This window comes from Lentzea sp. (assembly GCF_036380075.1).
Classification (GTDB): Bacteria; Actinomycetota; Actinomycetes; order Mycobacteriales; family Pseudonocardiaceae; genus Lentzea.
In genome coordinates this window covers 34,085-53,110 of record NZ_DASVFL010000271.1, presented here as the reverse complement: position 1 = coordinate 53,110, position 19,026 = coordinate 34,085, and the positions used below count along the sequence as shown (strand labels likewise).

The following is a 19,026-nucleotide window of genomic DNA, read 5'->3' as shown; positions in this document are numbered from 1 at the left end:
TGCGCGGGGACGTGCCGGACTTCAAGATCGCCGTCGGCATGCCGGCCCGCGTGGTGCGGGACCGGCGGGCCGACTACGAGGCGGACGCGCAGCGGCGGGCGGACATCGCGGACATGGCCCGCAAGGCCAAGGAGGCGCTGGCTAAGCGAGCGGAAGAAGCCTCGGACGCTTCGGCGTGAAGCCGTCGCCCGGCTGCCGGCCGATCAGCTTGTTGCGCGTCCGCGTGTAGGCGACGGGCAGCACCTGGTCGCGCAGCCACCGCCAGTGGTCCCGCAGCGACGACGGCGCCGCGGTGCCGTCGGGCAGGCTCGTCCACGCCGGGTCGAACGGGATGTCGAGCACCGACAGCAGGTGCCCGGCCAACCTCCTGTGCCCCAACGAGGACAGGTGCAGCCGGTCGGGGCCGAAGAAGCGCGGGTCGTGCACGCACGAGTCGGCCTCGACGTCGACCAGGACCGCGCCGTGGCGTGCGGAAGCCGTGCGCAGCGCGGTGTTCAGGGCCTCGATGCGGGGGCGCATCCGCCGGCCGAACGGCATGCGGTGCGAGATGTCGCTCAACGTGAACACGGCGACGGTGGGCGCGAACGACGTCACGGCGCGCACCAGGGCCTCGGCCCGCTCCGCCAGCTGCGCGGGCGTGGCGCCGGACATCACGTCGTTGCCGCCGCCGAACACCGCCACCAGGTCCGGCTCCAACGCCGCGGCGGACGGGACCTGCTCCACCAGCATCTGGTCCATGCGGCGGCCGCGCACGCCGAGGTTGGCGTAGCGGAAGCCCGGCGCGTCCAGCACGGACGCGACGCGGTCGGCCCAGCCGCGGTACCGGCCGTCGGGGAGCAGGTCGTCCAGGCCCTCGGTGCAGCTGTCGCCGAGCGCCACGAAGCGTTGGTATGTCATTCAGTCCTCGGTCACCTCTGGTTAACGGGACCGGCGACTGTAGCTCACCTAGGTGAACAGATTTCCGGTCGCGATCTTGGGGCGGCCGAGCACCCGCGGTTCGCGCACGGCCGCGGCCGAGTAGACGCGAGCCGTGTCCGACGCGATGGTGGACCAGTTGAAGTCCGTTGCCAGGCGCGCTTTCGCGGCACGCGCACGGGTGACGGCGGCTGCGGGGTCCGAAAGCACGTCGCGCACGGCACGCGTGAGTCCGTCCACGTCACCGGGTGCGAACGACAGGCCCGTCACGCCGTCCAGCACCACTTCGCCGAGACCGCCGGCGGTCGAGGCGACCAGCGGCGTCCCGGCGGCGGCGGCTTCCAGCGCCACGATGCCGAACGGTTCGTAGCGCGACGGCAGCACGACCGCGTTCGCCGCGGTGAGCAGCGCCGCCAGCGACCGGTCGGAGAGGTGCCCGACGAACTCCACCGCGCGCAGCACGCGGTGCTTGCGCGCCTGCTCCTGCAACCACTCGGTCTGCGAACCGCCGCCGGCCACGACGACGCGCGTGCCGCGGTGGTGCCGGCGGATCCGGGGGAGTGCGGCGATCAGGTCCTGGATGCCCTTCTCCCACTCGATCCGGCCGAAGAACAGCAGCAGCGGGTCGCCGTGCGGTGAGTACGCGCGCCGAGCCTTGCCGACGTCGGACGGGCGCACCTTCCAGCCGCCGGGCTCGATCCCGTTGTGCAGCACCGAAACGAGGTCGGTGTCCACGTCGAACAGGTGCGCCACCTCGCCGCGCATCGCCGACGAGCAGGTGATCAGCGAGTCGGCGCGGTTGGCCAGCCACCACTCCACCGAGTGCACCTGCTGGTTCAGCGGGTGCGACAGCCAGCCGGAGTGCCTGCCCGCCTCGGTCGCGTGGATGGTCGCCACCAGCGGCACGCCGAACGCCTCGGCGAGAGCGACGGCCGGGTGCGCGACGAGCCAGTCGTGCGCGTGCACGACGTCCGGGCGCCACGGGCCGAGCGCCAGCCCGGCGCGCGTCATCGCGTGGCCCATCGCGAGCGTCCAGGCCAGTAAATCCTTCTCGAACACGAAGTGCGCGGGGTCCTCGGCGACGCGCACCAGCCGCACGCCCTCGCTCACCACGTCCGTCGTGGGGTGCGTGACCGCGTCCGTGCCGGACGGTTGCCGGCACAGCACGACGACGTCGTGCCCCTGCGCGGCCAGCTGTGTCGCGAGCGCGTGGACGTGCCTGCCCAGTCCGCCGACCACCACCGGCGGGTACTCCCACGACAACATCAGCACGCGCATCCCGTTACCTCATTCCTCGCGCGTCCAGCTGCCCGAACGGGCCGTCCGCCGCGCGGAGCTCCGCCGCCCTGGAACGTCCACGACCGCCGCGCGCCAGCGCCGCCAGCTCGCTGAAGCGGTCGCTGTGAATCTTCGCGCGGTAGCGCGCGTAGTCGGCGGCCGAGTCCTTGGTGACCATGAAGGCCCAGTCGCTCGACAACGCCAGCAACGCCTCGCGCACCGCCTGGTCGAGCACCGGGTCCCGCACGTCCGACGAGAAGTCCAGGCCCAGGAGCTCCTGCTGCACCGAGGAGTTCAGCGACACGAGGTCGGAGACCTGCGCGCCGTCCCAGACCCGCCAGTCCTTGCCGCTGCCCCACGACGACGCGGGCAGCTCGACCGGCGCGCCCACGTGCCCCGCCTCGACGGCGCCGCGCAGCGTCGTGACGCGGACCCCCGCCTCCGGCAGCGCCCGCAGCACGGCCTCCAGCCACTGAGGACCCTCGTGCCACCAGTGCCCGTACAGCTCGGTGTCGTACGCCGCCACGACCAGTCCGCCGTCGATCGCGCGCAACCGGCGCACGACCGTCTCGACGAAGTCCTCGACGTGGCGCGAAAGAGCTTCCCGCGCCAGCAGCGGGTCGTACGGCCGCTTGTCCTCGGGTGCGACGTTCTTGCCCGTCACCCGCGACGGCTTCAGGCCCGTCGGGTGGTCGTAGGTGTGAAAATCTCGATACGCGGCATCACCCGGATAGCCGACCTTGGGCGACCACACGCGGTACGAGACCTCGAGATCGCGGCCGAACGCCAGCACGTCCGACGACCCGACGGGGTGCGCGACCGACGTGTCGCCGTGCAGCGCGGGCCCGTCGACCATGAACCGCCGCACGCCCGCCGCCGCGTACCCGGCCTCCATGCCCGGCGAGTAGCCGCACTCCGGCGCCCAGATCCCTTCCGGCGCACGGCCGATCCGCAACGCGGTGTCGTCCAGCCCGGTCCGCAGCGCGAACGTGCGCACCCGCGGGTCCAGCAGCGGCTGGAACGGGTGCGTCGCCGGTCCGCCGAGCAGCTCGATCGTCGAAGAGTCCACAAGGGACCTCAGGATCGGTGAGAAGCCGTGCCGCCAGTGGGTTTCGAACTGCTCCAGCGCCCACGACGACGCGCGGTGCTCGTACGCGGACAGCTCCGGCAGGCGTTCCGCGGCGTAGTGCGAGCGCAGGTGCCAGTTGCCGAGCCAGTCGTGCACGCCCCGCAGGCAGTACGGGTCGTCCAGCTGCGCGGCCAGCACCGGGGTGACGCCGAGCGTCAGGACGTCGGAGCGGCCCTCGTCGGCGAACCGGCGCAGCATGTCCACGACGGGCAGGTAGGAGTGCGCCCACGCCTGGTAGAGCCACTCCTCGCCCACCGGCCACGTGCCGTGGTGCGCGAGCCAGGGCAGGTGGCTGTGCAGCACCAGGCAGAACGTGCCCTCCGACGCCTCCGGGGTCACGCGCGCACCGCCACGGCCACCAAGTCGAGGCACGTGTCCATGTCGTCGGACGTGATGTCGAAGTCCCGCACCGTCACCGACTCCACAGCCTCCTTCAGCTCGGCGGGCCACGGCGCACCGGACAGGGCGACTTCGACCTGTGCGTCGATGATCTGTCCGTTCAGGAGCGTGTCAAGCCTGCTCCCGTGACGCAGCCCCGTCAGTTCGTCAACGCGGAAACCAGCCTCCCGCAGCATCTCGTCCAGTTCGGACGGTGCGAGCTCCCTGGTGTGGAACGGGTTGAGCGGCGTGTCCTGGCCCGGCGAGAACGTCAGCCTGTTCGGTGTCGTCACGATGAGCGTCCCGCCGGGACGCAGCACCCGCCGGCACTCCGCGAGGAACTGCTCCTGGTCCCACAGGTGCTCGATGACCTGCAGATTCGCCACCACGTCGACGCTCCCGTCGCGCAACGGCAACGCCGCGAGGTTCCCCCTCAGGACGTCGAGCTGCGGGTACGCGCGGGCGACGTGCTGAGACGTCAGCTCGTCGTAGTCCAGCGCGACCACCCGCCGCGCCACCGTGCGGATCAGCTGGGCGCCGTAGCCCTCGCCGCAGCCGGCCTCCAGCACGACGGCGCCGGCGCAGTGGCCGAGGAGGTGCAGGTAGGCCGCTTCGTGCCGCCGGAACCAGTAGTTCTCTTCCGCGATACCGGGGACGGTGCGTTCGCCGGTCAGGGGGAGGGTCACGCCCGCCAGGTTACTTGTGAGTAGAGCGCCGGCGAACCACCTGGTGCGCGATGGCGGTGACGACACCGGTCGCCGCCAGCAGCCAGGTCGTCGTCGGGTCCATGTACTTCGTCAGGCTGGGCGCCTCGCTCGGTCCGGTCAGCCACATCGTCAACGGGGTGGCGTAGGCGAGCGTGAGCGCGCCGGTGAACCAGCGCAGGTGCTTCGAGCGGCGGTCGCGCAGGCTCGCGACGAGCGTCGCGGCGATCGGAATCCCGGAGAGCAGTCCGAAGCCGCCGATGACCATGACGGGGGCGGCCCAGGCCGCGACGAGGACGGGCGTCGACGGGTGCGCGGAGGTGGGGGTGGACATGGCGGTTTCTCCTCGTGGTCTCGGGTCACTTCTGGGGCGAACGGGCTTCGGCGGTGGCCTTGAGGTCGGCCAGCCAGAAGTCCAGGCCGGGCGCGAGGTAGGTGATCGACGTCGCCGGGTCGGCCTCCAGCTGCGGGCCCGCCCAGCTCTCCTCGGTGCGGACCAGCACGCCGCCGTCGACCTCGGTGAACGTCCAGACGTGCACGCCCTCGTCGATGCGCAGGCCCTCGCCGATCGCCGGGCCGCGCCACCGGACGCACTCCCGTTCCTGCACGTCGAGCACGGTCGAGGTGATGTTCAGCGTGGTCGCGGCGGTGGTCGCGGTCGCCGGCGCCGGGGTGGTCCACTCGAACTTCGACCCCGGTCGCAGGGCGCCGGAGTCGACCCTCTTCGCGGTGGCGACCGCCTTCTGCCAGCCGGGCCAGCCGTCGATCGACGTCTGCGTCTCCCAGACCGTGCTCAGCGGTGCGTTGATCCGCGTCTCCGTGCGGTGGCTGAGCTTCGTGGCGGGGTTGATGCCGTTGCCGCCGCAGGTCACCGCGCCCGTCGGCACCGCGGAGGCGCTGGTCGGAGCCGTGGAACCGCTGGTGGGGGCCGGTGCGCCGGTCGGCGCGCCCTGGCAGGCGGCGACGGCGAGCAGGCCGGTACCCAGCGCGAGGGCGGTCAGGGCGGAGCGGGTGCGGGTCATGGGAGCGTCTCCTGTTGCTAGATGCAGTCGCGTTAGTTAGAAGCTGTAACTGGAACTAGACGGTAGAGTGCCGCCGAGCAGGAGTCAATAACGGAAGTGAGAGGATCTAACGGATGACGGACTCGGCGCGGAGCCCGCGGGAGCGCTACCGGGAGCAGGTGCGCGAGGAGGTCAAGCGGCACGCGTGGGCGCAGATCGCCTCGGCCGGCGTGACCGCGTTGTCCCTCAACGCCATCGCCAAGGAGATGGGCATGAGCGGCCCCGCCCTCTACCGGTACTTCGCCGGCAGGGACGAGCTGATCACCGCGCTCATCCGGGACGCCTACCGCGGCCTCGCCGACACCGCGCGCGCCGCGGCGGACCGCGGCACCACCGCGGTGGCGCTGGCCGGCGTCATCAGGGGGTGGGCGCTGGAGGACCCGCACCGCTACCTGCTCATCTACGGCACGCCGGTGCCCGGCTACCACGCGCCCGACGACATCACCGCGATCTCGGACGAGCTCCTCGCGGTGCTGCTGGAGGTGTGCGCGGACCCGCCCGCGGGGGAGGCGGAGAGCCCGTTCGAGGCCGAGCTGGGCTCGGGGCACGGGTGGGCGGCCGCGGTGCCGGCGTCACCGGCGACCGTGCACCGCGCCCTGTCGTTCTGGACGCGCGTGCAGGGCGTGCTCTCGCTGGAGCTCGCCGGTCACTTCGCGCCGATGGGGATCGACCCCGGCCTGCTGCTCGCGGAGGAGGTCGCGGCCCTGTAGCTCAGAAGGGCGAGACCGTCACCGCGAGCGCGCCGGGGCCGACGTGCGCGCCGATGGCCGCGCTGACCTGGGTCAGAACGATGTCGCGCGCGTTCGGAATCCGCTTCTGCAGCTGCTGGAGCAGAACGTGTCCGTCCCTCTCGGCGCCGAGGTGCTCCACGGCGATGTCCACGTTGCGCCCGTACGCGACCGCCACGGCCTTGTCGACGAGCTTGCCCAGTGCCCTGTCCCTGCCGAGGACCTTGTCGAACGGCTTGATCTCGCCGTCCACGACCGTGAGCAGCGGCTTGAGCGACAGCGCGTTGCCGAAGAGCTTCGCCACCGCGCTGATCCGGCCCGACTGGCGCAGGTACTGCAGCGTGTCGACGTAGATGATCCCGGTGGCGCCGCGCCCGCGCTGCTCGGCGACGGTGCGCGCGTTGTCGGCGTTGCCGCCCGACTGCACGACCCGCGCGGCCGCGAGCGCCGCGAACCCGAGCGTCATGCCCGTCGAGTGCGAGTCGACGATGAACACCGGCACGCGCGACTTGGCCGCCGCCTGCCTGGCCGACTCCACCACCGCGGACAGCTTCGGCGTCACGTGCACCGACACGATCGTCTCCGCGCCCCTGGCCCACGCGTCCTGGTAGGCCCAGGCGAACGCGTCCGGGCCAGGCGGTCGCGTCGTGATCGGGATCTGCTCCTCCATCGCCCGGAGCAGGCGGTCCGCGGGCAGCTGGCCCTCGTCGACCACTTCCGACCCGATGGTGATCTGCGCGGGAACCGTGATGATGTCGAACCGGTCCGCCAGACGCGCGGGGAGTGACGCGGTCGAGTCGGTGACGACGGCTACTCGTGAGGGCACGAACGAGGAGGTTAACGAAGCGTGATCGCAGTAGCCACCAACGATCGAAGGCAATTCGTGTGATCTAGGCCTGAGTGGTTGCTTTCCGTGCACGACGAACGCGCGCGGTAACCCCCTCGAAATGGGCCGCTGCCTGACACAATCGGGTGACTGCACGTTCTTGGCAGTTGATCTAGAGATCTCTTGTTTGCGCTGCAAGCCGTGGTTGTCGCGCACGGCGGAACGCCCCGGTTCGTCCTTTGTCGACGCTGGTTGGGTGTAACGGGCATGGGTAAGCTCCGCCCAATCTTCGGCCCGGTTGAGCGAGTAGGTGACCATGGGTGCAAAAGAGCAGGAACTAGTTCCGCTGCACACCGCTTTCGACGTTGTGTACCGAGGTTTTCACCGGCGTCAGGTCATCGAGCACATCGAGAACCTCGAGGAGCAGCTGCGCTTCACGAGCCTGGACCGGGCTGAGGCGCTCGCGCAGGCGGCCGATCTGCGCAAGCTGCTGGAGATGACGCGCCAGGACCTGGAGGAGGCGCGCGCCAGGATCGAGCGGCTGGAGACGACGTCGGGGTCGCACGCGAGCGCGACCGAGCGGATGCACCGCATGCTGCGCCTCGCCGAGGACGAGACCGCGGAGATGCGCCTGCAGACCGAACGGGAGTGCGCCGACCTCCGCGTCCGCACCGACGTCGAGCTGGCCGAGCTGCGCGCCGGTGCCGAACGCGAGGCGGCGGCGATGCGGTCGGAAGCCGAGTCGGAGCTCTACGCCACCCGCCAGGACTGCGCGTCCCGTGCGGCGGCGGTGGAGCGCCGCGAGGTCGAGATGGAGCGCCGCTGCACCGATCTCGAGGCCCAGCACCGGCAGCGCGCCGACGAGGTCGAGCGCGAGTGCGCGGAGGCGGTGGCGCAGGCCCAGACCGATGCCGACCGGTTGCTGCGCGAGACGGCGCTGCAGTGCAACTGGCTGGAGGCCGACTCCGAGCGCAAGCGCGAGAAGTCCCAGCAGTTCTTCGAGCTGACGATGACGCGGCGCCGCAACGAGGCCGCGCAGCACCTGCAGGAGCAGGAGGCCCTGGCGCGGGCGCGCGCCGAGTTCGTCGTGAAGGTGGCGTGCCGCGAGGCGAACCGCCGGCTGGCCGAGGTGGCCGAGAAGACCGGCGAGCTGCACGAGCTGCGCCGCTCCGTCCACGCGCAACTGTCGGCGGCGCGCGCGGCCCTGTCGGTCGCCGCGGACCGCGTTGCCCCGGTGCACATCCCGGAGCAGGTGGCCGCGTCGTGAAGAAGTGGGTGCCGTTGGTCGTCGGCGCGCTGATGGTGCCCGCCTCGGTGACGGCGTTCGGTTTCTCGGTGTACGGCGAGGAACTGGAGACGGCGCTGTCGTCCTCGCCCGCCGTGCCCGTGGTGGTGGCGGGCCCGGTGCCGGTGACGGACTTCGTGGCACCGCTGCGGATGGAGCCCGCCGCGCCGGTGGTGCTGTCGGCGAGCGCCGCCCAGCAGACCGTGCGCGAGCTGTTCTCGGCGCACGCGGTCAAGGGCATCACGTTCGCGCCCGGCACCTCGTCGCTGGTGGGCCGCGGCGAGGCCGTGCGGCGCTCGCTCGCCAGCGTCCTGCGCAACGCCAGCGGTTCCGTGACGTTGGTGGCGCACGCGTGGAACGGCGAGACCGCGTCGCACCGCTGCGACGTGCTCGCGATGGAACGGGCCGGTCTGCTGCGGCAGTACCTGGCCGAGCAGGGAGTGCACGGCGACATCACGACCCGCGTGGTCGTGGACCCCGTCTGGGGCCCGCCGGCGGACTCCGGACCTCAGATCGACGTCCTCATCAGCTAGGAGCCTGGCAATGGCAGGGGCAGTCGGGATCGTCTTCGGGCTGTGCGCGCTGTCCTTCACGTTGGGGGCGGCCCTGATGTACGTGCTGGTGCGGCGCCGCGAGGACGCCGCGCCCTCCCCGGCGGACCAGCCGGTGGAGCGCACGTGGGTGGAGAAGCCCGCGGCCGTCGAGCCGGTGGCCGACGACTACGAGACGCGGCCGATCCACCGCAACCCCGTGGTGGGGTTGCCGCGGCTGGAGCCGGCGCTGGCGGCGTTCGCGGAGCCGGTCTCGCGGCGTGGGCCCGGGGTGGACCAGTCGGCGGTGGACCAGTCGGCGGTCGAACAGCCGGTGGTCGAACAGCCGGTGGTCGGGCGGCCGGTGGTGGAGCAGGACGTCGTGGCCGAGCCGGTGACGGCTCCGGAGACGGTCGGGTCAGCCGAACCCCCACTGGTCGCGGAAGCCGCGCCGGTTGCGGGAGCAGCGTCGGCAGCGGAGCCGGTGGAGGCCGTCGAACCCGCGCCGGTCGTGGAAACCAAGCGGATCACCGAAGTCGAACCCACGCTGGTTGCGGAAGCCGAGTCAGTCGCGGAAGCCAGGCCAGTCGCGGCAAACGAACCAGTTGCCGCAGCCGAGCCGGTCGAGGCGCCGGACACTGTCGGTGTCGCTGGATACGATCGGGATGGGGACTCCACGCCCCCCTTGGGGGAGTTCGAAGCCCCCGAACCAACGGTAGCGGCCGGCACCGACATTCCCGAGCTGCCGCCGCCCGCCGCACCCCAGCCGGTCGAGCAGACGACGTGGCTGGAGCGGGAGGACTTCCGCCGCCGCTACCTGCAGACGTTCGAACAGGTCCGGCGCAGGGCGGACACGAACTGACGATCGCCCGACGTCCCAACGGATGCGGCGCGAGGCGGACGCCAACCGGCCGTGTCCGGAAGTCTTCGGTTCGTGTCCGAAACTCGCCGGACCCGCACCGCCTCCCCCTGATATCACTCGATCATGACTTCCACCGCTGACCGCACCGAGCTCTTCCACGCCCTGCACCGGCCCGGCCCGCTGGTCCTGCCGAACGCCTGGGACGTGGCGTCGGCCCTCGTCGTCGAGGCCGCCGGCGCCAAGGCCGTCGCCACCACCAGTGCCGGCGTCGCGTGGAGCCTCGGTGCCCCGGACGGCGACCGCCTCCAGCGCGACCTCGCGGTCGACCTGGTGGCGCGCATCGTCAGGGCCGTGGGCGTGCCGGTGAGCGCCGACATCGAGTCCGGGTTCGGGAGCACCGCCGGCGAGGTCGCCGAGACGGTGAAGGCGGTCGCGGAGGCCGGGGCGTCCGGCGTGAACATCGAGGACGGCCTCGGCGCGGGCCAGCGCGACGTGGGCGAGCAGGCCGAAAGGTTCGCGGCGGCACGGGAAGCGGCGCCCGCGTTGTACGTCAACGCGCGCATCGACACGTACCTGCGCGGTGTCGGGGATCCGGCGGACAGGCTCGGCGTCACCCTGGAGAGGGCGGCGCGGTACCTCGAGGCCGGGGCGAGCGGCATCTTCGTGCCGGGCGTGGTCGACCTCGCCACGGCAGCCGAGCTCGCGAAGGGCGTCGACGCGCCGCTCAACGTCCTCGTGTGGCCTGGCGCGCCCGCCGTCGACGAGTTCGTGGAGGCGGGCGTGGCGCGGGTCAGCCTCGGGTCCGGTGTGGCCGAGGCCGCCTACGCCGTCGCCAGGAGGGCAGCGGAGGAGATGCTGACCCTGGGCACGTACAGCAGCGTCGAGAACGGCATCCCGTACGGGGACCTCAACGCGTTGTTCCAGCGTTAGTGCTTCCTGCCGCGGAACTTGCGCAGCAGCTGCTCGGCCTGCGCGCGCTTGCGCGGGTCCTGGGCCATCTGCCGTGCCTTGGTCTGCAGCTTCTGGCCCTGCGGGCTGCGCAGGAACCTGGTGATCTTGTCCATGAACGCCATCGGTCCTCCAGGTGTCCGTTACGTCCATTTCAACGGACGAAACCGCACCCGGAGTTCCCGGTGCTCACACCGGCGAAACGGTGATGCCCAGCGCACCCGGTCCGACGTGGGCCCCGATGGCCGAACTGACCTGCGTCAGCATGAACTGGCGGACGTTGGGGAGGCGGCGCCGCAGGGTGCGCAGCAACCGCGAGGCCTTCTCCTCCGCGTCGAAGTGCTCCACGGCCACGTCCACCGCTCCGGTGCCCGCGCGCTTGGCCGCGATGTCCAGCATCCGGTTGAGCGCGCGGTCGGCGCCGATCACCTTGTCCAGCGGGGTGATCTGGCCGTCGGTCATGGTCAGCAGGGGCTTCATCGACAGCACACCGCCCACGAGGGCCGCCGCCGCACCGATGCGCCCGCCGCGGCGCAGGTACTCCAGCGTGTCCACGTAGATCAGCTCGGTCGACCTGTCGAAGCGGCTCCGCGCGGTCGCGAGCACCCTCTCGACGTCCCCACCGGCCTCCGCGATCTTCGCCGCCGCCTGGACCGCGTAACCGATGCTCATCCCGCACGTGTGGGTGTCGACGACGTGCACGGGGATGCGGACCCTGGCCGCAGCCGCGCGGGCCGCCTCGACGGTCTCCGACTGGCGGCCCGACACGTGGACGGACACGATCGAGCGAACGCCCTGCGCCGCGAGATCGGAGTACGTCCAGTGGAACACGCCGGGGTCGGGCGGGATCGTCGCCACGGGCACGTTGGCGCGCATGGCCGAGACCAGGTCGGGGACCGGGACGCGGGACTCGTCGTCGGTGTGGTCGCCGATCCGGACCTGGATCTGCACCACCTCGATGCCGAGCCGGTCGGTCAGCTGAGCCGGGAGACAGGCCGTGGAGTCCGTCACGATAGCTTCTCGCCGGTACATGCCGCCGCAGCCTAGTCGCCCGAATGGGTTAGGTCTCAGTTGGTGGCGTCGACGGGTGACTACTGTCACGCTAGCGGGGTGCTTGCTCCTGTTTGCGGGGGTGCTACTGGCGGGTAACATCCGGGTGATGGCAGGGTCGTGAACACCCGGCGGCGCACGTCTGAAGTCCTCTGTGCAGCGTCGCCGCCCGTCCGCAGGAGGTCGAAGAGGACCTATGAACATTGTTGTCCTGGTCAAGCAGGTGCCTGACACCTGGTCCGAGCGCAAGCTCACCGACGCCGACCACACCCTTGACCGCGAGTCCGCGGATGCCGTGCTCGACGAGATCAACGAGCGCGCCGTCGAAGAGGCCCTGCAGCTGCAGGAGGCCCACGGCGGTGAGGTCACCGTGATCGCCATGGGTCCCGACCGCACCACCGACGCCATCCGCAAGGCGCTGTCCATGGGTGCCGACAAGGCGATCCACGTCAACGACGAGGCGCTGCACGGCTCCGACTCGCTGGCCACGGCGAAGGTCCTCGCGAAGGCGATCGGCACGGTCGAGAACGTCGACCTCGTCATCGCCGGCAACGAGGCCACCGACGGCCGCGCGGGCGCCGTCCCGGCCATCCTCGCCGAGCTGCTCGGCCTGCCACAGGTCACCCAGCTGCGCAAGGTCACCGTCGAGGGCACGACGATCAAGGGCGAGCGCGAGACCGACGAGGGCGTCGCGTTCCTCGAGGCGTCGCTCCCGGCCGTGGTCTCGGTGACCGAGAAGATCAACGAGCCGCGTTACCCGTCCTTCAAGGGCATCATGGCCGCGAAGAAGAAGCCCGTCTCCACGGTCACCGTGGCGGACCTCGGCATCGACGCGTCCGAGGTCGGCCTCTCCGGTGCGTGGACGCAGGTGCTGGAGGCTTCTCCGAAGCCGCCGCGCAGCGCGGGTCAGCGCGTCGAGGACGGCGGCGACGGTGGATCCAAGATCGCCGAGTACCTCGTCGGCCAGAAGCTCATCTGAGGGAGGGGAAGTCATGTCTGAGGTACTGGTTCTCGTCGACCACGTCGACGGCGAGGTCAAGAAGGTCAGCTACGAGCTGCTGACGGCCGCGCGCCGCCTGGGCACCCCGGCCGCCGTGGTCGTGGGCGCTCCCGGCACCGCGTCGAAGATCCGCGAGTCGCTCGGCCGGTTCGGCGCCGCGAAGGTCTACGCCGTCGAGTCCGACGACGCCGTCAACTTCCTCGTGACCCCGAAGGTCGACGCGCTGGCCGCTCTCGCCCCGAACGCGTCCGCGGTGCTCGTCTCCGCGACCGCCGAGGGCAAGGAGGTCGCGGGCCGGCTCGCCGTGCGCATCGGTTCCGGCTGGCTGGTCGACGTCGTCGACGTCGAGGCCGACGGCACCGGCGTGCAGTCCATCTTCGGTGGCGCGTTCGTCGTCAAGGCGAAGGTCAGCAACGGCACCCCGGTCATCACCGTCCGCCCCGGCGGCGTCGAGGCCGAGGAGTCTGCGGCGGACGCCGTCCTGGACGAGTCGGTCTCCATTTCCGTGGACGCCGCCAAGTCCGCCCGCGTGACCTCGCGCGAGACCGTCGTCGGTGGCGACCGCCCGGAGCTCACCGAGGCCTCGGTCGTCGTCTCCGGTGGCCGCGGCGTCGGCTCGGCGGACAAGTTCTCGACCGTCGAGGACCTCGCCGACTCGCTCGGTGCCGCCGTCGGTGCCTCGCGCGCCGCCGTCGACTCCGGCTACTACCCGCACCAGTTCCAGGTCGGCCAGACCGGCAAGACGGTCTCGCCGCAGCTGTACGTGGCGCTGGGCATCTCCGGTGCCATCCAGCACCGCGCCGGCATGCAGACCTCGAAGACGATCGTCGCGGTCAACAAGGACCCCGAGGCCCCGATCTTCGAGATCGCCGACTTCGGCGTCGTGGGCGACCTGTTCGCCGTCGCACCGCAGCTGACCGAAGAGGTCAAGAAGCGCAAGGGCTGAGCCTCCCGCTCAAGCACAGGGCCGTCCCGTTCACGGGGCGGCCCTTCCGCGTTCACGCGACTACCCGCGGTTCACCGACCTGCCACTGACCGGTCATCGTTCCGACCTGCTGTCATTCGCCTGCACAGGATCACCCTGGTGCCCATGACGCAGCCGGAACTGCTTGTCAGCACCCCCGTCCAGCAGGACGGGGACGCCCCCCGCTACTCCCTCCTCGTCGCCCGTGACGGCGAAGAGGTCGTCGCCGCGCAGCGACTGCGCTACGAGGTGTTCGCCGGTGAGATGGGGGCGACGCTGCACACCGCCGTGCCCGGCCACGACGTCGACGAGTTCGACGAGCACTGCGACCACCTCGTGGTGCGCGACGACCGCACCGGCCGGATCGTCGGCGGCTACCGCATGCTGCCGCCGGAGCGTGCGAGGGAGGCCGGACGTCTCTACGCCGACGGCGAGTTCGACCTCTCGAACCTCGACGAGCTGCGACCCGGCATCGTCGAGACCGGCCGGTCGTGCGTGCACCCCGACCACCGCAACGGCGCCGTCGTCAGCCTCGTGTGGGCGGGCATCGCGCGCTACATGCTGCTGAGCGGCCACAAGTGGCTGGTCGGGTGCGCCTCGATCCCCCTGCAGGACGGCGGGAGCTTCGCCGCCGGGGTGTGGGACACCGTGCGGGCCAAGCACCTCGCGCCCGAGCAGTACCGCGTCACGCCGCGCAACCCGTGGGACGTCGACTCGGTCGAGCGGCCCGCGAAGGCCGCGCTGCCGCCGCTGCTGAAGGGCTACCTGCGGCTCGGCGCCAAGATCTGCGGACGGCCCGCGCTCGACGCGGACTTCGGCGTCGCCGACCTGTTCATCCTGCTCGGCATGGACCACGTGGACCAGCGCTATCTCAAGTTCTTCCTGGGGGAGACGGCATGAGTCACGCCTGGATGCCCTCGTCGCCGTGCGGCGACGGCTGCGTCAGCGGAACACCACGAGAAGTCGGCAAGGTCAGGCAGGTGTGGCGCGCGGTCACCGCCGTCACGGCGATCCTGTGCGGCGCGCTGGTCGCGGTCGCGCTCCTGTTGCCGAGCAGGCAGCGGGAGCGCGTCGTCCGCCTGTGGTTCCACGCGGTGCTGAGGGCGTTCGGGGTCAGGCTGCGGGTCCACGGCGCCCGCAGGTACCAGGAGATCCCCGAACGCGGCGTGCTCGTCGTGAGCAACCACGTCTCGTGGCTGGACGAGCTCGCGATCGACTCGGTGCAGCCGATCAAGCTCGTCGCCAAGAAGGACATCAAGAGCTGGCCGGTGCTCGGCCCGATCATCACGGCCGTCGGCACGGTCTACCTCGACCGCGAGAAGCTGCGTGACCTGCCGCGGACCGTCGGCGAGCTCACCGCGACGCTGCGGGGCGGCAGCGCGGTCGGCATCCACGCCGAGGGCACCACGTGGTGCGGGCTCGCCTCCGGGCGGTACCGGCCCGCGCTGTTCCAGGCCGCGCTCGACGCCGGTGTGCCGGTGCGGCCGATCGTGCTGAAGTACCGGATCGGCGACCACCCCACGACGCAACCCGCGTTCATCGGCAGCGACACGCTCATCGACTCGATCCGGCGCGTGCTCAAGGTCAGGGACCTGGTCGTCGAGGTGCACGTGCTCGACGAGATCGCGCCCGGCCGCGCCGCGACGCGCCGCGAGCTCGCGAAACTTGCCGAAGAGCAATCAAACCGCTTGACCTCGACCGAACTGGAGATAGCACCATCAAGGGGTGACAGTCACCGCGCCCGCACCGTCTCGCCTCTGGTCGCCTGACCGCCGCTGGCCCACCACGGGCATCCTGCTGCTGGTCACCCTCCTCGCCTTCGAGGCGATGGGGGTCGGCACGGCGATGCCCACCATGGTCCGCGAGCTGCACGGCGAGTCGCTCTACGCCTGGCCCTTCCTCGCCAACCTCGCGGCCAGCGTCATGGCCACGGTGTTCTCCGGACGGCTCTCCGACCGGAGAGGCCCCAAGCCCGCGGTGCTGGTCGGCGTGGTCCTGTTCCTCGCGGGGCTCGTGGTCGCGGGCGTGGCGGAGTCGATGGCCGTGCTGCTCGCCGGTCGCGCGCTCCAGGGCTTCGGCGCCGGGTTCCTGATCGTCGCGGTCTACGTGCTGATCGCGGTCGCCTACCCCGAGGACGCCCGGCCCGCCGTGTTCGGCGCGCTGTCCGCGGCCTGGGTGGTCCCGTCGCTCGTCGGACCGGCCGTCGCGGGCTGGGCGACCGAGCACCTGACCTGGCGGCTGGTGTTCCTCGCGATCGTGCCGCTGGTCCTCATCGGCAGCGTGCTGCTCGTGCCGGTGCTGCGCAGCCTGCCGCCGCACTCCGCGACCCCGCCGGTGCGCCGCCACCTGCCGGTCGCCGCCCTGGCCGTCGGCCTCGGCGTGGCGGGCCTGAGCTGGGCGTTGCAGCACCGGACGTGGTGGCTGCTCGCGGTGGCGTTGCTGCTGCTGGCGCCCGCGCTGCGGATCCTGCTGCCCCGGGGCACGCTGCTGGCCCGCCGCGGCCTCCCCGTCACGATCCTCGCCCGCGGCATGCTCGCCGGCACGTTCTTCGCGGTCGAGTCGTTCATCCCGCTCACGCTGACCGTCGTGCACGGCTACTCGCCGCTGGAGTCGGGCCTGCCGCTGACGCTGAGCGCGCTCGGCTGGGCGGGCGCGTCGAACTGGGCGTCGCGGCACCCGAAGATCGAGCGCCACACGCTGGTGCGGACCGGGTTCCTGTTCACCGCGACCGGCATCGCGGCCGTGACGCTCATCGCACCGTCGTGGGGTCCCGCCTGGCTGACGCCGGTCCTGTGGGCCGTCGCGGGCGCGGGCATGGGCATGGCGACGTCGAGCGTCGGCGTGCTGATGATGGCCGCGTCGCCCGAGGCCGACCGCGGTTTCAACTCGGCGGCGCTGCAGATCTCCGACATGGTCGGCTCGGCCACCATGATCGGACTCGGCGGCGTGCTGGTCGTGGCGACCGCGCCGACCGCGGGCGTGGTCGCGCTGAACCTGTCCATGGCGGCGTTGGCCGTGGTGGGAGCGATTCTGACCGGGCCCCGCATGCGGGCTACGCTTGAGCCCTGATGGCTTATCTCGACCACGCGGCCACGACCCCCATGCACCCCGAGGCGGTCGCGGCGATGACCGAGGCGTTGTCCACCACGGGCAACGCCTCGTCGCTGCACACCTCGGGCAGGCGGGCGCGCCGCGCCGTCGAGGAGGCCCGCGAGACCATCGCCGACGCCCTGGGCGCCCGGCCGTCCGAGGTGCTCTTCACCGGCGGCGGCACGGAGAGCGACAACCTCGCGGTCAAGGGGATCAGCTGGGCCAGCGGCAGGCGCCGGGTCCTGGCCTCGGCCGTCGAGCACCACGCCGTGCTGGACGCCGTCGAGTGGCTGGAGCAGCGCGGCGCCGAGGTCACCTGGCTGCCGACCGACCGCTTCGGCCGGGTGTCCGCCGAGTCCGTGGCCGAGGCGCTGGACGACGACGTCGCGCTCGTCACCACGATGTGGGCGAACAACGAGGTCGGCACGATCAACCCGGTGCACGACATCGCCCGCGTGTGCGCGGAGCGCGGTGTGCCGTTCCACACGGACGCGGTGCAGGCCGTCGGCGCTGTTCCCGTCGACTTCGCCGCGTCCGGCGCCTCCGCGCTCACGATGACCGGTCACAAGGTCGGCGGCCCCTACGGCGTCGGTGTGCTGCTGCTGGCGCGTGACGTGAAGTGCGCGCCGTTGCTGCACGGTGGCGGCCAGGAACGCGACGTGCGGTCGGGCACGCTGGACGTGCCGGCGATCGTCGGCCTGGCGCGCGCGGTGCGGATCGCGGTGGACGAGCAGGAGAAGCGCGCCGTCGAGCTGGCGGCGCTGCGCGACGAGCTGATCGCGTCGGTGCGCGCGGTGGTGCCGGACGTCGTCCTCAACGGCGACCCGTCCGACCGGCTGCCCGGCAACGCGCACCTGACGTTCCCCGGCTGCGAGGGCGACAGCCTGCTGATGCTGCTCGACGCCCGCGGTGTCGAGTGCTCGACGGGGTCCGCGTGCACGGCCGGAGTCGCGCAGCCGAGCCACGTGCTCGTCGCGATGGACGTCGAACCGGCGCTGGCCCGCGGGTCGCTGCGGTTCTCGCTCGGGCATACCTCGACGCGCGCCGATGTTGAGGAGCTCGTGTCGGTGATCGGTCCGGTGGTGGAGAGGGCCCGCACGGCGGGTCTGGCAGGCATGAGGCGTTCCCGGAAGGTGGTCGAGCGGTGAAGGTCCTCGCGGCGATGAGCGGTGGTGTCGACTCCGCGGTGGCGGCGGCACGCGCCGTCGAAGCGGGACACGACGTGACGGGTGTGCACCTGGCGTTGTCGGCGAAGCCCGGCACGTTGCGCACCGGCGCCCGTGGCTGCTGCACGATCGAGGACGCGCACGACGCCCGTCGCGCGGCCGACCTGATGGGCATCCCGTTCTACGTCTGGGACTTCGCCGAGCGCTTCACCGAGGAGGTCGTCGAGGACTTCGTCGCGGAGTACGCGGCGGGCCGCACGCCGAACCCGTGCCTGCGCTGCAACGAGCGGATCAAGTTCGAGGCGTTGCTGGACAAGGCGATCGCGCTGGGCTTCGACGCCGTCTGCACGGGCCACTACGCGCGGTTGGAGGTGGTCGGCGGCCGTCCCGAGCTGCGCCGGTCCGCCGACCTCGGCAAGGACCAGTCGTACGTGCTGGCGTCGCTGACCGCGGACCAGCTCGCGCACGCCATGTTCCCGCTGGGCGACACGACGAAGGACGACGTCCGCGTCGAGGCGGCATCACGCGGCCTGTCGGTCGCGAAGAAGCCGGACAGCCACGACATCTGCTTCATCCCGGACGGCGACACGCAGAAGTTCCTGGCGAACCGCATGGAGACCAGGCCGGGTCTGCTGATCGACGACGCCACGGGTGCCGTCCTCGGCCGCCACGCGGGCGTGCACGAGTTCACCATCGGCCAGCGCAAGGGCCTCGGCATCGACGGTCCCGCCGCCGACGGCCGCCCGCGCTACGTGCTGGCGCTGGAGCCGGTGTCGGGCACCGTGCGGGTCGGTGCGGCGGAGAAGCTCGCGGTGACGGGCATCTCGGCGTCCTCGCCGGTCGCGCACGTCCTGCTCGACGGACCGGTGGAGTGCGTCGCCCAGGTCCGCGCGCACGGCGGCACGGCCCCGGCGGTGGCCGAGCTCGTCGACGGGGTGCTGCGGGTGCAGCTGCGCGAGCCGTTGCGCGGTGTCGCGCCGGGACAGGCCGTGGCCATCTACCGCGAGGACTCGGCCGGCGACGTCGTGCTGGCCAGCGCGACCATCGACGCGACCAGCTAAATCGCTTGTAGCGCCAGGGGAAGCGGATCTAGCGTTCGCTCTCGTGACGTT

21 protein-coding genes and 1 pseudogene are annotated in these 19,026 nt (G+C 71.7%); 13 read left to right on the top strand and 9 right to left on the bottom strand.

The features are described 5' to 3' along the window. Nucleotides 1-179: pseudogene (locus tag VF330_RS29470) on the top strand (acyltransferase); the annotation flags it as partial. Here the strand turns inward: VF330_RS29470 and VF330_RS29465 are convergent. From VF330_RS29465 to VF330_RS29440, 6 genes are read right to left on the bottom strand one after another with little or no spacing between them, the layout of a single operon-like run. Then, nucleotides 142-897, bottom strand: coding sequence for an SGNH/GDSL hydrolase family protein (locus VF330_RS29465; protein WP_330854953.1), 756 nt, complete (start codon nucleotides 895-897; stop codon nucleotides 142-144). The pseudogene VF330_RS29470 and the gene VF330_RS29465 overlap by 38 nt on opposite strands. A 48-nt stretch (nucleotides 898-945) precedes the next feature. Next, nucleotides 946-2,193: a glycosyltransferase family 4 protein gene (locus VF330_RS29460; RefSeq protein WP_330854952.1), complete on the bottom strand. Its 1,248-nt coding sequence runs from the start codon at nucleotides 2,191-2,193 to the stop codon at nucleotides 946-948. 4 nt (nucleotides 2,194-2,197) lie between these two features. Then, the gene (locus VF330_RS29455) at nucleotides 2,198-3,661 is read right to left on the bottom strand and encodes a glycoside hydrolase family 57 protein (RefSeq protein ID WP_330854951.1); all 1,464 of its coding nucleotides are present in this window, start codon (nucleotides 3,659-3,661) and stop codon (nucleotides 2,198-2,200) included. Then, entirely contained in the window at nucleotides 3,658-4,395 is a 738-nt protein-coding gene (locus VF330_RS29450) for a class I SAM-dependent methyltransferase (protein WP_414675482.1), read from the bottom strand. Before VF330_RS29450 ends, VF330_RS29455 begins: the two co-directional genes overlap by 4 nt. Nucleotide 4,396: 1 nt before the next feature. Then, entirely contained in the window at nucleotides 4,397-4,738 is a 342-nt protein-coding gene (locus VF330_RS29445) for a hypothetical protein (protein ID WP_330854949.1), read from the bottom strand. A gap of 25 nt (nucleotides 4,739-4,763) precedes the next feature. After that, nucleotides 4,764-5,426: an SRPBCC family protein gene (locus VF330_RS29440; protein ID WP_330854948.1), complete on the bottom strand. Its 663-nt coding sequence runs from the start codon at nucleotides 5,424-5,426 to the stop codon at nucleotides 4,764-4,766. A 113-nt stretch (nucleotides 5,427-5,539) separates the two neighbouring features. On the opposite strand from VF330_RS29440, the gene VF330_RS29435 reads away from it, so the two are divergent. Beyond that, complete coding sequence (locus tag VF330_RS29435) at nucleotides 5,540-6,175, top strand: TetR/AcrR family transcriptional regulator (RefSeq protein ID WP_330854947.1); 636 nt, start codon at nucleotides 5,540-5,542, stop codon at nucleotides 6,173-6,175. A 1-nt stretch (nucleotide 6,176) separates the two neighbouring features. Here the strand turns inward: VF330_RS29435 and VF330_RS29430 are convergent, their stop codons facing one another. Beyond that, a complete protein-coding gene (locus tag VF330_RS29430; protein WP_330854946.1) occupies nucleotides 6,177-7,019 on the bottom strand; it encodes a DegV family protein in 843 nt (280 codons plus the stop codon). A gap of 367 nt (nucleotides 7,020-7,386) precedes the next feature. Between VF330_RS29430 and VF330_RS29425 the strand changes: the two genes are divergently transcribed. The 4 genes from VF330_RS29425 to VF330_RS29410 all read left to right on the top strand — a co-directional run bounded on the left by VF330_RS29425 (nucleotide 7,387) and on the right by VF330_RS29410 (nucleotide 10,626). Further along, nucleotides 7,387-8,286 (top strand): hypothetical protein, encoded by a 900-nt coding sequence (locus tag VF330_RS29425; RefSeq protein ID WP_330854945.1) that lies wholly within the window; start codon nucleotides 7,387-7,389, stop codon nucleotides 8,284-8,286. Beyond that, a complete protein-coding gene (locus tag VF330_RS29420) occupies nucleotides 8,283-8,837 on the top strand; it encodes a hypothetical protein (protein WP_330854944.1) in 555 nt (184 codons plus the stop codon). Before VF330_RS29425 ends, VF330_RS29420 begins: the two co-directional genes overlap by 4 nt. Before the next feature lie 76 nt (nucleotides 8,838-8,913). Further along, complete coding sequence (locus VF330_RS29415) at nucleotides 8,914-9,696, top strand: hypothetical protein (RefSeq protein WP_330854943.1); 783 nt, start codon at nucleotides 8,914-8,916, stop codon at nucleotides 9,694-9,696. 123 nt (nucleotides 9,697-9,819) lie between these two features. Then, on the top strand, nucleotides 9,820-10,626 hold the full coding sequence (locus VF330_RS29410) for an isocitrate lyase/phosphoenolpyruvate mutase family protein (protein ID WP_330854942.1): 807 nt from the start codon (nucleotides 9,820-9,822) through the stop codon (nucleotides 10,624-10,626). On the opposite strand, the gene VF330_RS29405 is transcribed toward VF330_RS29410, so the two are convergent. Both VF330_RS29405 and VF330_RS29400 read right to left on the bottom strand, forming a co-directional pair. Continuing rightward, nucleotides 10,623-10,769, bottom strand: coding sequence for a hypothetical protein (locus tag VF330_RS29405; RefSeq protein ID WP_330854941.1), 147 nt, complete (start codon nucleotides 10,767-10,769; stop codon nucleotides 10,623-10,625). The two genes, VF330_RS29410 and VF330_RS29405, sit on opposite strands and share 4 nt — an antisense overlap. 64 nt (nucleotides 10,770-10,833) lie before the next feature. Further along, nucleotides 10,834-11,676 carry a DegV family protein gene (locus VF330_RS29400; protein ID WP_330854940.1) on the bottom strand — a complete coding sequence of 281 codons (843 nt, stop codon included), beginning with the start codon at nucleotides 11,674-11,676 and terminating at the stop codon, nucleotides 10,834-10,836. A gap of 214 nt (nucleotides 11,677-11,890) precedes the next feature. On the opposite strand from VF330_RS29400, the gene VF330_RS29395 reads away from it, so the two are divergent. The 7 genes from VF330_RS29395 (at nucleotide 11,891) to mnmA (ending at nucleotide 18,975) form a co-directional block, all read left to right on the top strand. Further along, the gene (locus VF330_RS29395) at nucleotides 11,891-12,673 is read left to right on the top strand and encodes an electron transfer flavoprotein subunit beta/FixA family protein (protein WP_330854939.1); all 783 of its coding nucleotides are present in this window, start codon (nucleotides 11,891-11,893) and stop codon (nucleotides 12,671-12,673) included. Between the two features lie 13 nt (nucleotides 12,674-12,686). Continuing rightward, complete coding sequence (locus VF330_RS29390; RefSeq protein ID WP_330854938.1) at nucleotides 12,687-13,640, top strand: electron transfer flavoprotein subunit alpha/FixB family protein; 954 nt, start codon at nucleotides 12,687-12,689, stop codon at nucleotides 13,638-13,640. 144 nt (nucleotides 13,641-13,784) lie between these two features. Beyond that, complete coding sequence (locus VF330_RS29385; RefSeq protein ID WP_330854937.1) at nucleotides 13,785-14,558, top strand: GNAT family N-acetyltransferase; 774 nt, start codon at nucleotides 13,785-13,787, stop codon at nucleotides 14,556-14,558. Then, entirely contained in the window at nucleotides 14,555-15,427 is an 873-nt protein-coding gene (locus VF330_RS29380) for a lysophospholipid acyltransferase family protein (RefSeq protein WP_330854936.1), read from the top strand. Before VF330_RS29385 ends, VF330_RS29380 begins: the two co-directional genes overlap by 4 nt. Beyond that, nucleotides 15,384-16,727: an MFS transporter gene (locus tag VF330_RS29375; RefSeq protein ID WP_330854935.1), complete on the top strand. Its 1,344-nt coding sequence runs from the start codon at nucleotides 15,384-15,386 to the stop codon at nucleotides 16,725-16,727. The genes VF330_RS29380 and VF330_RS29375 overlap by 44 nt, the downstream gene beginning before the upstream one ends. After that, nucleotides 16,727-17,896 carry a cysteine desulfurase family protein gene (locus tag VF330_RS29370; RefSeq protein WP_330854934.1) on the top strand — a complete coding sequence of 390 codons (1,170 nt, stop codon included), beginning with the start codon at nucleotides 16,727-16,729 and terminating at the stop codon, nucleotides 17,894-17,896. The genes VF330_RS29375 and VF330_RS29370 overlap by 1 nt, the downstream gene beginning before the upstream one ends. Then, entirely contained in the window at nucleotides 17,893-18,975 is a 1,083-nt protein-coding gene (mnmA, locus tag VF330_RS29365) for a tRNA 2-thiouridine(34) synthase MnmA (protein ID WP_330854933.1), read from the top strand. Before VF330_RS29370 ends, mnmA begins: the two co-directional genes overlap by 4 nt. The last annotated feature ends 51 nt before the right edge of the window (nucleotides 18,976-19,026 follow it).

Bases quoted from the DNA above. Each gene is read 5' to 3' on its own strand.
- VF330_RS29380 (WP_330854936.1), top strand. From the start codon at position 14,555: ATGAGTCACGCCTGGATGCCCTCGTCGCCGTGCGGCGACGGCTGCGTC.
- VF330_RS29465 (WP_330854953.1), bottom strand. From the start codon at position 897: ATGACATACCAACGCTTCGTGGCGCTCGGCGACAGCTGCACCGAGGGC.
- VF330_RS29390 (WP_330854938.1), top strand. From the start codon at position 12,687: ATGTCTGAGGTACTGGTTCTCGTCGACCACGTCGACGGCGAGGTCAAG.
- VF330_RS29395 (WP_330854939.1), top strand. From the start codon at position 11,891: ATGAACATTGTTGTCCTGGTCAAGCAGGTGCCTGACACCTGGTCCGAG.
- VF330_RS29460 (WP_330854952.1), bottom strand. From the start codon at position 2,193: ATGCGCGTGCTGATGTTGTCGTGGGAGTACCCGCCGGTGGTGGTCGGC.
- VF330_RS29400 (WP_330854940.1), bottom strand. From the start codon at position 11,676: ATGTACCGGCGAGAAGCTATCGTGACGGACTCCACGGCCTGTCTCCCG.
- VF330_RS29405 (WP_330854941.1), bottom strand. From the start codon at position 10,769: ATGGCGTTCATGGACAAGATCACCAGGTTCCTGCGCAGCCCGCAGGGC.
- VF330_RS29370 (WP_330854934.1), top strand. From the start codon at position 16,727: ATGGCTTATCTCGACCACGCGGCCACGACCCCCATGCACCCCGAGGCG.
- VF330_RS29385 (WP_330854937.1), top strand. From the start codon at position 13,785: ATGACGCAGCCGGAACTGCTTGTCAGCACCCCCGTCCAGCAGGACGGG.
- VF330_RS29410 (WP_330854942.1), top strand. From the start codon at position 9,820: ATGACTTCCACCGCTGACCGCACCGAGCTCTTCCACGCCCTGCACCGG.
- VF330_RS29415 (WP_330854943.1), top strand. From the start codon at position 8,914: ATGTACGTGCTGGTGCGGCGCCGCGAGGACGCCGCGCCCTCCCCGGCG.
- VF330_RS29435 (WP_330854947.1), top strand. From the start codon at position 5,540: ATGACGGACTCGGCGCGGAGCCCGCGGGAGCGCTACCGGGAGCAGGTG.
- VF330_RS29440 (WP_330854948.1), bottom strand. From the start codon at position 5,426: ATGACCCGCACCCGCTCCGCCCTGACCGCCCTCGCGCTGGGTACCGGC.
- VF330_RS29445 (WP_330854949.1), bottom strand. From the start codon at position 4,738: ATGTCCACCCCCACCTCCGCGCACCCGTCGACGCCCGTCCTCGTCGCG.